Raw genomic sequence first — 13,887 nt, 5'->3', positions numbered from 1 at the left:
ACACGGCGTCGAGCGTGGAGGTCCAGTCATGGCGAGTGCGGAGTTCGAGCAGGCGGTCGAGGCGGTCAAGGGGCTGTCGACCGACCCGGGGAACGACGTCAAGCTCAAGCTCTACGGGCTGTTCAAGCAGGCCACGGCCGGTGACGCGACCGGCTCGCGCCCCGGCTTCACGAACCCCGTCGGGCGCGCCAAGTACGACGCGTGGGCCAAGCTGTCGGGCACGTCGACCGAGGCAGCGCAGGAGCAGTACGTCGCGATCGTCCGCGACCTGACCGCCGCCTGACTCGGTTCCGTCCGCCGTTCACCGCCACCTGGCGGGTTGTCGTGGTGCGTCCGACGGTGCCAGCGCGACAAGTCGCCACGTGGCGCCGGGTCGCTGGGGGACCTGGGCGTGCCTGTGGATGCCGGCCGTCCCGAGGCCGAGCGGCAAGCCACGATCGACCCATGTCGTCACGACAGCCGTTCCGGGTCGGCACCACGACCGATCCGTCGACAGGGCGCCGGGTGCTCTCGCCACCGGACGGGATCACACCGTGGGATCTGCGCTCGGGCCGGTTCCGTCGCCTGCTGCGCGGCGTCTACGTGGCGGCGACAGCGCCGCTCACGCCGCTGCTGCTCGCTCAGGCCGGGCTGCTCGCCGCAGGCGGGAAGGGTGTCGTGTCGCACCACACGGCAGCACGTCTGTGGGGCGCGATCGTCCCCGACGACGGGCTGATCCACGTGACGTGCGTCGGGCGGCCGCGCGGCAGCGGCCTCAAGGCCCATCGGCCGCGGGCGGGCCAGCGGGGCACGACGACACAGGGCGTCCTCGTCACGACACCCGTCGACACGTTCCTCGATCTGAGTACGCACCTGGGGCTGGTGGATCTCGTCGTCCTCGGGGACTCTCTCGTGCGCAAGGGGCGCTGTACGGTCGAGCAGCTCCTCGAAGCCGCTCGGACGCGCCGGGGCAGGGGGTGCCTGCTCGCGCGGAGAGCGGCAGCGCTGGTCCGCGCCGAGGTGGACTCTCCGATGGAGAGCCGGCTCCGCCTCCTCATGGTGCTGGCCGGTCTGCCCGAGCCCACGGTCAACCACAAGGTCCGGTGGGCAGACGGCACGGTGCGGTTCCGGTTCGATCTGTCCTATCCGAGCCACGGGGTCGTCATCGAGTACGACGGCCGCCAGCACGCGGAGTCGGACGAGCAGTGGGACCACGACATCGACCGGCGCGAGTGGATGGACGGCAACGGCGTGCGCCTCGTCGTCGTGCGCTCCAAGGACGTCCACCGCACGCCCGCCCGCACGCTCGGTCGGATCACTGGAGTGATGCGGGCTCGCGGCATGCGCGTTCCGCGGCTGTCGGACGAGTGGCGACGGCACTTCCCGAGCCTGCCGGGCGATGTCGCGGTCCCCGCGTGAACCGAGACACGGGGCCATCTGGTCGGTTGTTGCGTCCAAGCGGCCGCGCGGACCGCCGACCCGCGCCATCTGGTCACTTGTTGCGTGAGACGGGTCCTTCGCGCCACGACACCGCGCCAGATGGCGGACTGTCGCGTCGTACGCTGCAGCGCATGAGGTCACCGGTCGCCCGCGTCCTCGTGGTGCTGGGTCTGCTGCTCGGTTCGGTGGTCGCGCCGGCATCCGTCGCCGCGGCGTGCTCCTGCGCCGCCGCGACACCGGACGAGGTCGTCAGCCGCAACGCGGTCATCGTCACCGGGGCGGTCGCGGACGTCGACGACCCTGGCGGCTCGAGCAGCCCACATGACGTCGTCTGGGCGCTGGACGTGGCCCAGGTCTTCAAGGGCCGGGCGGCGACCACGACCTACGTCATCGCCCAGGACGCGTGCGGCCCGGTCGCTCCGGAGCACGGCCGGCTCCAGGTCTTCGCGGCGTCGGCGCGTGACGGCCGGCTCGTGCTCGACACCTGCCAAGGGCTGGAGGATCCCTCGACAGCCTCCGGACGTGCCCTGCTCGCGGCCGCGGGCACGGCATCCCCGCCGAGTACGGCTGCGCCGGGATTGGTGGGGAGCGTCGCCCCCGATCTCGGTGGCGGTGGGATGTCGCTGACGACGATGCTCGTCATCGCGCTCGTGGGTCTGCTCGTCGTGATCGTCGGCGGTCTCGCGCTGGCGGTCGGCCTTGGCCTCCTCGCCGGCAGGCGGCGTGGCCGGCCGGGCGAGGACGGTTCGGCAGGGCCCGATTCGACGAAAATGCCGGATATGTGACCGCGCCGCCGTTTGTCCGCCATCAGCGGACAAACGGCGTTGCGCGAGCGAGGGTGGCCCCCTTCGTCGTCTAATGGAGTCGGCCCTCCTGTGGGGCTGGCCGGGTGCACCCCAGCGTTCGGCGCCGACGAACCAGGAGCGAATCGGTGGCACGCATCGGAGAAGGCGGAGACCTCCTCAAGTGCTCTTTCTGCGGAAAGAGCCAGAAGCAGGTCAAGAAGCTCATCGCCGGTCCCGGTGTGTACATCTGCGACGAGTGCATCGACCTCTGCAACGAGATCATCGAGGAAGAGCTCGCCGAGAGCAGCGAGCTGGGCCTCGACCACCTGCCGAAGCCGCGCGAGATCTTCGACTTCCTCGAGAACTACGTCATCGGGCAGGACGTCGCGAAGAAGTCCCTCGCCGTCGCCGTCTACAACCACTACAAGCGCATCCAGGCCGGTGAGGGCGTGAAGCGCGACGGCGACCACATCGACATCGCGAAGTCCAACATCCTGCTCATCGGCCCCACCGGCTCGGGCAAGACCTACCTCGCCCAGACCCTGGCCAAGATGCTCAACGTGCCGTTCGCCATCGCCGACGCCACGGCCCTGACCGAGGCCGGCTACGTCGGCGAGGACGTCGAGAACATCCTCCTCAAGCTCATCCAGGCGGCCGACTACGACGTCAAGAAGGCCGAGACCGGCATCATCTACATCGACGAGGTCGACAAGATCGCCCGCAAGAGCGAGAACCCGTCGATCACCCGCGACGTCTCCGGTGAGGGCGTGCAGCAGGCGCTGCTCAAGATCCTCGAGGGCACGACCGCGTCGGTCCCGCCGCAGGGTGGGCGCAAGCACCCGCACCAGGAGTTCATCCAGATCGACACGACCAACGTGCTCTTCATCGTCGGCGGCGCCTTCGCTGGTCTCGAGAAGATCATCGAGTCGCGATCGGGTCGCAAGGGCCTCGGCTTCGGCCAGCCGTTGCACAACCCGAAGGACCTCGGCGACAGCTTCCAGGACGTCATGCCGGAGGACCTGCTGAAGTTCGGCCTCATCCCGGAGTTCATCGGCCGACTGCCCGTCCTGACGACCCTCGCGCCGCTCGACCAGCAGGCCCTCGTCAACATCCTCACGGTGCCGCGCAACGCGCTCGTCAAGCAGTACCAGAAGATGTTCGAGATCGACGGCGTCGACCTCGAGTTCACCGAGGACGCCATCGCGGCGGTCGCCGACCAGGCGCTGCTGCGCGGCACCGGTGCCCGCGGCCTGCGCGCCATCATGGAGGAAGTCCTCCTGCCCGTCATGTTCGACGTGCCCAGCGACGACGAGATCGCCCGCGTCGTCGTGACCCGCGAGGTCGTCCTCGACAACGTCAACCCGACGATCGTCCGCCGTGAGGCCGAGCCCCGCGCCAAGCGCCCGCGCAAGGAATCCGCCTGATCCTGAGGGACGCGCGGCACACTCTCGCGTGAACGGAGGCCCGTCGTGGTTGCTCCCTTCCGGCTCGTCGCCGGCGATCACGCGCCCGTGCAGCAGACGAGCACCACGTGCGGGTCGGCGTCCCTGACCGTCGCCCGCATGCTCGCCAACCCCGCCTTCGCGGGGTGGATCCGGGACGGCATACGCAAGGATGCCCAGGACGGTGACCGGCCCGACCACGGCACCGAGGCGCAGCGGTTCGCGGCGTACGAGCAGGTCGTCGCGTCCCGCACCAATGCCCTCGTGGGCGCCGGTCGCCGCCTGCAGCTGCCGTGGCCGCGGGCCCTCGGCACGCCACCGTGGGGAGCGCTGAACGAGCTCGAGTTCGGCGCGGCCGACCCGGCGGCCGACTACACCGTCGCGTGGGTGCGCCACCGCGGCCGCGCGGGTCTCGAGCGTGCGTATGCCGGGCTCCAGGCCCGGGTGCGTGCCGGCCGTCCCGCGCTGCTCTACGTCGGCAACGCCTGGACTCCGCGGCACGTCGTGCTCGTCATGCCGCCCACGGGGGAGCAGGAGCTCGACGTCTACGAGCCGTCGGTCGGTCGGGTCGTCGACCTGCCGAAGCAGGCCTTCGTCGAGCGCAGGCTCGCGATCGCCGGCTGGGACGTCCCGTGGGCCGTCGTCTGGGCAGAATCGAAAGAGCAATCCGTCCCCGCCTGACGCGGGGACGGATTGCTCTCTCGATTGGTGTGGGGGTCAGCCCATGTGCGCCGGGGCTGCGCCGTCGGTCGCGAGCTCCTGGTGCCGCACGTGCAGCGCGACGAGCGTGACGATGCCGCCGACCGCGATCATGATCGCGGCCACGAGGTAGGCCCTGCTGGCGCCGTAGGTGAACGCCTCGTCGGCGATCATCTTCTGCGCCGCGGCGAGCTGGTCCTTCGTCGGCGCGGGGCCGCCCTGGGGCAGCTTCGCGGTCAGCTCGGCGACCTTGTCGCCCATGTTGTTGACGAAGATCGTGCTCAGCGTCGCGAGGCCGAGGGTGCCACCGACCTGCTGCATCGTGTTGAGCACGGCCGAGGCGACCGAGGAGTCCTCGTGAGCGACGCCGTGCACCGCCGTGAGGGTCAGCGGCACGAAGATCAGTCCCAGCCCGAACGCGAGGACGACGATCCACGGGAGCAGGCCCGAGGCATACGTGCTCTGCGGCGTCAGGTGCGTGAAGCCCCACATGCCCAGCGTCGCGAAGCCCGCGCCGGCGCCCGAGATCCAGCGCGGGTCGACCTTGGCGATGAGGAAGCTCGCGACCTGCGCCGCGACGACGATGCCGACCGAGAACGGCAGGAACGCCAGGCCGGTCTTGAGCGGGGAGTAGCCGAGGATGCTCTGGATGTAGATGCCGAGGAAGTAGAACATCGCGAACATGCCGGCGCCGACGATGAGCATGACGAAGTACGACGTGCCGCGGGTGCGGTCACCCGGGATGCGCATCGGCAGGAGCGGGTGCGCGACACGGGTCTCGATGACGACGAACGCGACGAGCAGCGCGACACCGACGGCGAGGTAGGCAATCGTCGTGGCATCGCCCCACGAGGTGCTCGCGGCATGCGTCAGGCCGTAGACGAGCGTGGACAGGCCGACGATCGAGGTGATCGCGCCGGGGACGTCGAGCGAGCCCCGGCCGTCCTCGGACTCGGTGAGGATGCGCTGCGCGAGGAACGCGACGACGATGCCGATGGGCAGGTTGATGAAGAAGTTCCAGCGCCAGTCGATCTCCGTCAGGGCACCACCGAGGATGAGGCCGATGGCGGCTCCGGCGCCCGACATGGCCGCGAAGACGCCCATGGCGCGGTTGCGCTCCTTGCCGGCCGGGAAGGTCGTCGTGATGAGCGCGAGGGCGTTGGGCGCGGCGAGCGCGCCGCCGAGGCCCTGCACGGCGCGGGCGGCGAGCATCATCGTCTCGTTCTGCGCGACGCCGGCAACGAGCGAGGCGAGCGTGAACAGCACGATGCCCCAGACGAACATGCGTCGACGACCGTAGAGGTCGCCGAGGCGGCCGCCGAGGAGCAGCACGCCACCGAAGGCGAGCGTGTAGATCGTGATGACCCACTGGAGGTTGGCCTGGCTGAAGCCGAGGTCGGTCTCGATGTGGGGGAGTGCGATGTTCACGATGGTGCCGTCGAGCACGATCATGAGCTGCGCGGCGCAGATGACGAAGAGCGCCAGGCCGAGGCGCTTCGGCGGGGTGTCGTGGGAGGTGAACTCGCCCGTGGGCTCGTTCACCTGCTCCACCGTGGTCGAAGACATGGGCGTTCCTCTCGAAGGCATGCGGGAATGGTGGTGTGTGGACGCCTGGTCGCGGTCCGGCTCAGCGGGTGCTGGGCGCGGCTGCGAGGGTGGCGGCGCACGCCGGGAGGACGACGCTGTCCACGAACTCGGCGATGCGGTCCGGCCCGGGTCGACGTCCGGAGAGCAGTGCCTCGTGGATCGACAGGGACGGCAGGATCATCAGCAGGGTGTCGAGGTCGGCGTCGGCGCCGATCTCACCTCGCTGTCGGGCGTGCTCGAAGATGGTGCGGGTGGCCTCGAGCTTGGGGGCCAGGAACCGCTCGTGGATGCCGTTCGCCAGCTCTGGCTCACGGTGGATGACGGGAAGGAGTGCCCCCCACGTGCCGATGACGACCTCGTCGTCGAGGCCCCCGTCGGCGCAGGCCTGGGCGAGCAGGTCGCCGCGGAGGTTCCCGGTGTCGGGGTCCTGCTCGGCGGGGCAGTCGATGAACAGTCCGACGGCGTCGATGACGAGGTCGCGCTTGTGCGGCCAGCGTCGGTAGAGCGTCGCCTTGGACGCCCGGGCGGCGCTGGCGACGGCGTCGAACGTGAGCCGGTCGTAGCCGGACTCGCGCAGGACGTCGATCGCCGCCTCGAGGATCTCGACCTCGCGGTCACCGGCGACGCGCGGGCGGCTCGCGTGCGCTGCGTCCGTCGTGCTCGCGCTGGTCGTGCTCGCGCTGGTCGTGCTCGCGCTGGTAGTGCTCATGCTCACCCCCGACCCTGCCCCCGATGAAACGAAACTGTTTCGTTTCATCGAAACCATAGGTCGCCTTCCGGCGAAAGGCAAACGTCGTGTCCGAGCCCGTGCCCTGCCGACCGCGGGGACGTCCGGCCCGGCTCACTCCCGCTCGACGGGCGGGCTCGTGCGCACGACCCACAGGCCGACCGCGACCCCTCCGAGCCCGATGACGTATGCCGCGGGGACGAGTCCCAGCGGACGCCCGGCCAGGAGTCCGGCGAGCACGGCGACGGGCACGGCCGCAGCGAAGGCCAGGCCGGTGTGGCGCGCCCAGCGACGGGCCGTCCGCGAGGTGAACGACCCGGCCGGCGGCGACGAGGCGGACAAGGCGGTCGCGGCGTGCCCCACGACGCACCCTGCGGCCGCCGGCAGCGACCACCAGGAGAAGCTCCCTGCCGGGGCGAGGTTGAACCAGCCGTAGAGCAGCAGTGCCCAGTAGACGAGGGGAGCCGCCGAGCCCGCCCAGGCCATGGTGAGCAACGGCAGCAGGACGAGCGCCCACCACACGGCGTCGAACCCACCGACCGCCAGGGACAGGCTACCGAGGTAGACGGCGACGCCACCCATCGCCGCGACCGTCGCACCCACCTGGCTCAGCGACCACTCTGGGCCGGCGCCGAAGTGCACGGCGCGGCGCACCCGGACCCGCTGCCGGTCACGATCGGACACGGTCACCGCCTCGCCATCCGCGGGGCGGAGGCGCGCCGGGCGATGTCGCGCAGCACCTGGTCCAGTGACCCGGGACCGCGCCACGGCACGACGGGGACGCCGCGCAGCCGAAGGGCATGGACCTCGGCGTCGCGGGAGAGCAGCCGGATCCGCCAGGCCAGCGCCTGGTAGACGTTCGTCGGGTCGGCGACGAGGTGCTCGGGGAAGGTGTCGACGACGACGACGGTGATCCCGCGGGCGGCGAGGGTGTGCGCCATCGTCACCATCGTCGGGTCGATGAGCGGCGACAGGACCAGACACAGGGCATTCGGGTCGACGCCCCGGACGGCGCGGTCGCCGGTGTCACGGCGCTCCGTCGCGGGCGAGATGGCGGCGAGGGTGTCGAGCACGCGACGGAGGTGGTTCGTGCCGGACCCGACCCCGAGCGTGGGGACCTCGGCCGCGCCGACCGTGCGGAGCGTCAGGCGGTCGCTGCTCCGCAGGAAGTGCTCGCTGATCGCGGCCGCAGCACGCACCGTGACGTCGAGGCTCGTCGGGCGTCCGTCGATGCCCTCCCTGGGACCGAGGTCGCTGAAGCAGTCGACGAGCAGGAAGACGTGGGCGTCCTCGTCGGTGAACGTCGACGTGACGTGCAGGGTGCCGGTGCGCATCGACACGGGCCAGTGGATGCGGCGCAGCCGGTCACCGGGATGGAACTGGCGGATCGTGTTGAACTCGGAGCCGGACCCCGGCCGGTTCGAGCGGTTGAGCCCGACGATGCCACGCGGGTGCGGGGTCGGCGCGCTGGCGTCGAAGGACGCCGGCACGGGCAGGGTGGCGGCGTCGAGGTCCGGCAGGTCGACCGGACCGGCGCGGAAGGCTCCCCAGGTGCTGGCGACCGCGATGCTGACGGTGCCCACCCGGCGGCGGCCCCAGCGGGTCGACCGGACCCCGAGAGCGGCTGCGCCTCCTTCGAGCTCGGCGATCCCGCTCGAGGGCTTGCGCTCCACCCACGGTGCCTGGGCCAGGGTGACGACGCCGTGGAGATCCGGCAGGGGCGGCTCGACGGTCACCTGCAGGCCGGTGACCGCGCCCTCCCGAAGCGTCGTGTCCCCGAGGCGTGCCGTGCCCGTGACCTCGTCCCGCGGCCGCACGAGGTGCCCCCAGATGGCGGCGACGACGAGCGGCGTGACGATGACGAGGAGGTCCGCACGCCGGCCGATGACCGCGACGATGGCGCCCGCGGCCGCGAGGACGATGGCGCGCTGGTGGGCAGCCGTGGGCTCCCACCCGCCGAGTCGACGGGTCGCGGTCCGATGGGGGTGCCACGGCTGCATGGTCGGTCAGGCGCCCGCGGTCGGGCCGGCGGCGAGGTGCTCGCGCGCCGACGGGGTCGCGACGGTCCGCAGCAGGCTCTCGACGATGCTGTGCCCGGACGCGTTGCTCATCCACAGCTCGGGCTTGACGGTGATGCGGTGCGCCAGGACGGGCACCGCGACGGCCTTGACGTCCTCGGGGGTCACGTAGTCGCGGCCGTCGACGACGGCATACGCCCGGGCGCAGAGCAGCAGGCCGAGCGAGCCGCGCGGGGAGGCGCCCATGAGGACGTCGCCGTGGACACGGCTCGCCGCGGCCAGCGCGACGCAGTAGCGGCCGACCGACTCGTCGACGGCCGTCGCCTCGACGGCGGCCTGCATGGCGAGCAGCTGCTCGGCGTCGACGACGGGGGACAGCTCCTGCTCCTCGCGCTGACGGGCCATGCGGTTCGACAGGATCTCCCACTCCTCGTCGGGCGTCGGGTAGCCGAACGAGATGCGCATGAGGAAGCGGTCGAGCTGCGCCTCGGGCAGGGGGTAGGTCCCTTCGTACTCAACGGGATTCGCGGTCGCGAGGACGTGGAAGGGGCGCGGCAGCTGGAACGTCCGGCCCTCGACGGTCACCTGCTTCTCCTGCATCGCCTCGAGCAGCGCCGCCTGGGTCTTCGGAGGCGTGCGGTTGATCTCGTCGGCGAGGAGCAGGCCGGCGAAGAGCGGACCGGCCCGGAACTCGAACTCGCCCGCGCGCTGGTCGTAGACGAACGACCCGGTGATGTCCCCGGGCAGGAGGTCGGGGGTGAACTGGGCGCGCTTGAAGTCGAGTCCGAGCGTCTGGGCGAAGCTGCGCGCGGCAAGCGTCTTGCCCAGTCCGGGGAAGTCCTCCATGAGGACGTGCCCGCCGGCGAGGATGCCCGACAGCACGAGCCGCAGCGTCTCGCGCTTGCCGACGACCGCGCGGTCGACCTCGTCGAGGACGGCGCTGCTCAGCTCACTGACGCGGGCCAGGTTCATCTCGGTCATGCGTTACCACTGCTCGATTCGTCGGAGGATGGGGTCCAGGCGCTGCGGGCGGTAGAGGTCTGGCGGTGGGAGTCCGACGAGCAGGTCCCACAGCTCGGGCGGCGTGGCCCCTTGGGCCCAGCGGGGCTCCTCCTCCGCGACGATCCCGTGCTTGGCGTAGAGCCGTTCGCGGATGAGCACCTGCAGCTGCAGGTGCACGTCGTGCACGACGCTCTCGCGCCCCTCCCTGCGGGTGTCGGCGGCCTCGAGCCGAGCCGCGAGGTTGGTGACGCGGAAGTCGTTGCCCCTCGAGGGGCTCGCGAAGTCGCCGTCGACGAGAGGCCACACCGTGAGGTGCTGCGGCGCGGTGTGGTCGAGGAGGTGCCAGAGCAGCAGGGCCGTGGCGACGATGATCGCAAGGAGCACGGGCACGTCCGGGGCGAGGCCGAGCGCGGCCGTCAGCGCCGAGAGGACGACCCACGTGAGGAGCAGGCCGACGAGCCGCCGCCGCCAGGGACGCAGCGCCGTCAGGAGGGTGCGCGACCGTGGGGGTATGCCGTCCGGAGAGCTGGTCACGCCCCCTCCCTTCGTGTGCCGCGGGGGATCGCCGGCTCGACCGGATGCGGGGCCCGTTCGGCCGCCTGCCGGGTGGCGACCTGTTCGAGGTCGGCGATGAGCACCCGGAGATCGTTGATGGCGCGGTCACGGTGGGTCTCGCCGAGCTCGTGGACGGAGAAGCGAGCCTCCCGGTAGAGCGCCGCGAGGTCGCCCAGCCGCTCCGAGTCCACGGGCCACACGCCGATGACCCGCTCGGTGTAGTCGGTCGACGTCTCGGCCGCGAGCCGGGGCAGTCCGGTCGCGGCTGCCGACGTCTCGAGGCCGAGCCACGCCGCCACGATGGCGTTGCGCGGTTCGCCGGACTCGAGGTCCTGCAACCGTTCCCGCGCAGCCTCGAGCAGCTCGCTCGGCACGAGCGGGATGGCGAAGTCAGGCTCCTCGTGGAGCTCGAGGTGCGGCCGTCGTCGCAGGAGGGACCGGAGGAGCTGGGCCAGGGCGAGGACGACCGCGAGCGCCGCCAGGACGAGGATGACCTGGACGAGGACGATGAGCACGGGCGAGGGGTCGAAGGGTGTCGCCGTCGATGTCGCCGTCGGCAGCGGGGTCGTCGCCGACGGCTGCGGGGAGGTCACCGTGGGCAGGGGCGGGATCGTCTGCACCTCTGCTGGGCCTGACAGCAGGGGCACGGGCTGGCCCAGCGCAGCCACGACCAGTGCGGCCATGACGACGGCACCACCGAGGATGGCGGTCTGCAGCCCCCGTCTCGACATGCGGAGACCCTATGCCAGCGGGGTCGTCGGCACCCGGCTAGCGGTCCGATCGTTGCCGTCCTGAGAAGTCAGGACGGCAACGCTCCGTGGTGCCGCGGGACGATCAGGCCTTGCTCGGCGCCTTCTCGACGGGGACGAGCTCGGCGTCGCGGACCTCGACGACGTCACCCTCGGCATACGCCAGCTCGCTGATGCGTCCGCTGGCGCGCAGGTCGGACTCGGCGGCCCGCACGTGCGCGACGGACGCGGCGGGGGCGACGAGGGTCATGGTGCGCACCTCGGCGCGCATGCCGACCTTCGCCTCGGACTTGACCTTGCGCACCCCGGCGAGGGCCGCACCGACGGACGAGAGGAGCGCCGGGTCCCCACCTGCCGGGAGCTCGTCGCGCGTCGGCCAGGACTGGCGGTGCACCGAGCCCTGGCCGAACCAGGACCAGACCTCCTCGGTCGCGTACGGGATGAACGGGGCGAGCAGGCGCAGCAGGGTCTCGAGGGCGAGGCGGAGCGCCGCCCGGGCGCTCGCGGCCGCCTCGTCGCCCTGGCCGCCGTAGGCACGGTCCTTGACGAGCTCGAGGTAGTCGTCGCAGAAGGTCCAGAAGAAGGTCTCGGTGGCCTCGAGCGAGCGAGTGTAGTCCCAGCTCTCGAAACCCTGGGTGGCCTTGTCGACGACGTCGACGAGCGCCGCGAGCATCGACAGGTCAAGAGGGTTCGTGACCGCGGCACGGAGGTCGCCCGAGACGTCACCGAAGCCGAGGGCGAACTTGCTGGCGTTGAGCACCTTGATCGCGAGCCGACGGCCGACCTTCATCTGACCGGTGTCGTACGCGGCGTCCGTGCCGAGGCGGCCGGAGGCCGCCCAGTAGCGCACGGCATCGGCGCCGTTGGCCTTGACGACGTCCTCGGGCGTCTCGGCGTTGCCCTTGGACTTGCTCATCTTCTTGCGGTCCGGGTCGAGGATCCAGCCGCTGATGGCCGCGTGCTTCCAGGGCGCGACGCCGTGCTCGAGGTAGGAGCGCGTCACCGTGGCGAAGAGCCAGGTGCGGATGATGTCGTGTGCCTGCGGGCGCATGTCGTAGGGGAAGAGGGACGAGAAGAGCGCCTCGTCGGAGCCGAGACGGTCGGCCTCTGCCGCGCCCTCGCGCACCGGCCAGCCGGCGGCGATCTGAGGCGTCAGCGACGAGGTCGCCCACGTGTCCATGATGTCGGGGTCGGCGACGAAACCACCGGGCACGCCGCGCTGGCTCTCCTCGTAGCCCTGCGGCACGTCGATCTGCGGGTCGACGGGCAGCGCAGACTCCGGAGCCACGATCGGGTGGTCGTGGTCGGTCTCGCCGTCGGCGGTCACGGGGTACCAGACCGGGAAGGGCACGCCGAAGAAGCGCTGGCGCGAGATGAGCCAGTCGCCGTTGAGGCCCTCGACCCAGTTCTTGTAGCGCGAGCGCATGAAGGCCGGGTGGAAGTCCACCGTCTCGCCCATGCCGACGAGCTTGGAGCGCAGCGCCTCGTCGCGGCCGCCGTTGCGGATGTACCACTGGCGCGAGGTGACGATCTCGAGCGGCTTGTCGCCCTTCTCGTAGAAGTTGGCCTTGCGCTGGGTCTTCTGCGGCTCGCCGTCGAGGTCACCCGACTCGCGCAGCGCGGCGACCACGGCCTCACGGGCGCTGAACGTCGTCTTGGTCGCGAGCGACCCGGCATATAGCTCCTCGCCCGGGCCACCGACGAGCCACTCTGGCGTCTCGGCCTGGAGCCGGCCGTTGCGGGTGATGAGCGAGCGGATCGGCAGCTGGAGCTCGCGCCACCACATGACGTCGGTGAGGTCGCCGAACGTGCAGCACATGGCGATGCCGGCGCCCTTGTCCATCTCGGCGGCGTGGTGCGCGACCACCGGCACCTCGACGCCGAAGAGCGGCGAGGTCACCGTCGTGCCGAAGAGCGGCTGGTAGCGCTCGTCGTCGGGGTGCGCGATGAGCGCCACGACCGACGGGATGAGCTCGGGTCGCGTCGTCTCGATGTACACGGGCTCGCCGCCGTCACGGTGGAACGCGACGCGGTGGTAGGCGCCGGGGTAGTCGCGCGCCTCGAGCTCGGCCTGCGCGACGGCGGTCTGGAACGTCACGTCCCAGAGGCCCGGGGCCTCGCTCTGGTAGGCCTCTCCGCGCTCGAGGTTGCGCAGGAACGCCTGCTGCGCGACGGCGCGCGACCGCTCGTCGATGGTGCGGTAGGTGATGTTCCAGTCGAGGCTGAAGCCGAGGCGACGGAAGAGCGACTCGAAGGTCACCTCGTCCTTGACGGTGAGCACGTCGCACAGCTCGATGAAGTTCTTGCGGCTGATCGGGCGCTGGTCGGCCGCCTTGATGGCCTTGCCGTTCGCGTCCACGCCCGCCTCGAAGGGTGGGGTGAAGCCCGCCTCGTAGGGCAGGCTCGCGTCGCCGCGCACGCCGTAGTAGTTCTGCACGCGGCGCTCGGTCGGCAGCCCGTTGTCGTCCCAGCCGATCGGGTAGAACACCTCGAGGCCCTGCATGCGCTTGTAGCGGGCCATGCAGTCGGTGTGCGTGTAGCTGAAGACGTGGCCGACGTGCAGGCTGCCGCTCGCCGTCGGCGGCGGGGTGTCGATGGCGAAGACCTGCTCGCGCGGGAGGGCGAGTGCCTTCTCGCGGTCGAAGGAGTAGGTGCCCTGCTCGGCCCATACCTGCATCCACTTCTCCTCGAGCCCGTCGAGCGAGGGCCGCTCGGGGATCCGCGAGGTCGTGGTGGCAGGCGTGTCAGTCATGCGCCCAATCCTTCCATGGCCGCCGGGGTGCCCTCGACCGCCTTTCGGGGCGTATGCCGGGTGGCCGGCTCCGCCGGCGCCCCGGGTACCCGAGTCAGACGTCGCAATCGGGCAGGTCGCACCCGTCGCCTGCGTGGCGTGCGTCACCGCAG

Annotated in this window: 13 protein-coding genes; 5 read left to right on the top strand and 8 right to left on the bottom strand. The window is 71.2% G+C overall.

The genetic code is table 11. The features are described from left to right. Window positions 1–28 precede the first annotated feature (28 nt). The 5 genes from AC1DIW_RS14240 (at window position 29) to AC1DIW_RS14220 (ending at window position 4,327) form a co-directional block, all read left to right on the top strand. Window positions 29–283, top strand: a complete 255-nt coding sequence (locus AC1DIW_RS14240; protein WP_478108965.1) for an acyl-CoA-binding protein — start codon at window positions 29–31, stop codon at window positions 281–283. 161 nt (window positions 284–444) lie between these two features. Then, window positions 445–1,398, top strand: coding sequence for a DUF559 domain-containing protein (locus tag AC1DIW_RS14235; RefSeq protein WP_442280332.1), 954 nt, complete (start codon window positions 445–447; stop codon window positions 1,396–1,398). A gap of 152 nt (window positions 1,399–1,550) precedes the next feature. Next, window positions 1,551–2,204, top strand: coding sequence for a hypothetical protein (locus AC1DIW_RS14230; protein WP_442280331.1), 654 nt, complete (start codon window positions 1,551–1,553; stop codon window positions 2,202–2,204). Window positions 2,205–2,350: 146 nt separating this feature from the next. Further along, window positions 2,351–3,628, top strand: coding sequence for an ATP-dependent Clp protease ATP-binding subunit ClpX (gene clpX, locus AC1DIW_RS14225; RefSeq protein ID WP_442280330.1), 1,278 nt, complete (start codon window positions 2,351–2,353; stop codon window positions 3,626–3,628). Between the two features lie 45 nt (window positions 3,629–3,673). Then, window positions 3,674–4,327, top strand: coding sequence for a hypothetical protein (locus AC1DIW_RS14220; RefSeq protein WP_478108963.1), 654 nt, complete (start codon window positions 3,674–3,676; stop codon window positions 4,325–4,327). Between the two features lie 36 nt (window positions 4,328–4,363). On the opposite strand, the gene AC1DIW_RS14215 is transcribed toward AC1DIW_RS14220, so the two are convergent. The 8 genes from AC1DIW_RS14215 to valS form a co-directional block, all read right to left on the bottom strand. Beyond that, on the bottom strand, window positions 4,364–5,911 hold the full coding sequence (locus AC1DIW_RS14215) for an MFS transporter (RefSeq protein ID WP_478108962.1): 1,548 nt from the start codon (window positions 5,909–5,911) through the stop codon (window positions 4,364–4,366). A gap of 61 nt (window positions 5,912–5,972) precedes the next feature. After that, the gene (locus AC1DIW_RS14210; RefSeq protein WP_478108960.1) at window positions 5,973–6,641 is read right to left on the bottom strand and encodes a TetR/AcrR family transcriptional regulator; all 669 of its coding nucleotides are present in this window, start codon (window positions 6,639–6,641) and stop codon (window positions 5,973–5,975) included. Between the two features lie 132 nt (window positions 6,642–6,773). After that, window positions 6,774–7,343: a hypothetical protein gene (locus AC1DIW_RS14205; RefSeq protein ID WP_478108959.1), complete on the bottom strand. Its 570-nt coding sequence runs from the start codon at window positions 7,341–7,343 to the stop codon at window positions 6,774–6,776. Between the two features lie 2 nt (window positions 7,344–7,345). Continuing rightward, the gene (locus AC1DIW_RS14200; protein WP_478108957.1) at window positions 7,346–8,659 is read right to left on the bottom strand and encodes a DUF58 domain-containing protein; all 1,314 of its coding nucleotides are present in this window, start codon (window positions 8,657–8,659) and stop codon (window positions 7,346–7,348) included. Window positions 8,660–8,665: 6 nt separating this feature from the next. Next, window positions 8,666–9,658, bottom strand: a complete 993-nt coding sequence (locus tag AC1DIW_RS14195; protein ID WP_478108956.1) for an AAA family ATPase — start codon at window positions 9,656–9,658, stop codon at window positions 8,666–8,668. Window positions 9,659–9,661: 3 nt separating this feature from the next. Then, window positions 9,662–10,213 (bottom strand): hypothetical protein, encoded by a 552-nt coding sequence (locus AC1DIW_RS14190; protein WP_442280323.1) that lies wholly within the window; start codon window positions 10,211–10,213, stop codon window positions 9,662–9,664. Further along, window positions 10,210–10,965, bottom strand: coding sequence for a DUF4129 domain-containing protein (locus AC1DIW_RS14185; protein WP_478108954.1), 756 nt, complete (start codon window positions 10,963–10,965; stop codon window positions 10,210–10,212). Before AC1DIW_RS14185 ends, AC1DIW_RS14190 begins: the two co-directional genes overlap by 4 nt. 103 nt (window positions 10,966–11,068) lie before the next feature. Continuing rightward, a complete protein-coding gene (gene valS, locus AC1DIW_RS14180) occupies window positions 11,069–13,735 on the bottom strand; it encodes a valine--tRNA ligase (protein WP_478108952.1) in 2,667 nt (888 codons plus the stop codon). Window positions 13,736–13,887 lie beyond the last annotated feature (152 nt).

It is taken from the genome of Terrabacter sp. 01T434 (assembly GCF_056398545.1).
Note: the sequence above shows the minus strand (reverse complement) of the source record. Positions and strands in the feature narration are given on the sequence as shown.

What these genes read in the sequence shown, in the direction of transcription:
- AC1DIW_RS14240 (WP_478108965.1), top strand. Translation starts at nt 29, where the DNA reads ATGGCGAGTGCGGAGTTCGAGCAGGCGGTCGAGGCGGTCAAGGGGCTG.
- AC1DIW_RS14235 (WP_442280332.1), top strand. Translation starts at nt 445, where the DNA reads ATGTCGTCACGACAGCCGTTCCGGGTCGGCACCACGACCGATCCGTCG.
- AC1DIW_RS14230 (WP_442280331.1), top strand. Translation starts at nt 1,551, where the DNA reads ATGAGGTCACCGGTCGCCCGCGTCCTCGTGGTGCTGGGTCTGCTGCTC.
- AC1DIW_RS14215 (WP_478108962.1), bottom strand. Translation starts at nt 5,911, where the DNA reads ATGTCTTCGACCACGGTGGAGCAGGTGAACGAGCCCACGGGCGAGTTC.
- AC1DIW_RS14210 (WP_478108960.1), bottom strand. Translation starts at nt 6,641, where the DNA reads ATGAGCACTACCAGCGCGAGCACGACCAGCGCGAGCACGACCAGCGCG.
- AC1DIW_RS14200 (WP_478108957.1), bottom strand. Translation starts at nt 8,659, where the DNA reads ATGCAGCCGTGGCACCCCCATCGGACCGCGACCCGTCGACTCGGCGGG.
- AC1DIW_RS14195 (WP_478108956.1), bottom strand. Translation starts at nt 9,658, where the DNA reads ATGACCGAGATGAACCTGGCCCGCGTCAGTGAGCTGAGCAGCGCCGTC.
- AC1DIW_RS14185 (WP_478108954.1), bottom strand. Translation starts at nt 10,965, where the DNA reads ATGTCGAGACGGGGGCTGCAGACCGCCATCCTCGGTGGTGCCGTCGTC.
- valS (WP_478108952.1), bottom strand. Translation starts at nt 13,735, where the DNA reads ATGACTGACACGCCTGCCACCACGACCTCGCGGATCCCCGAGCGGCCC.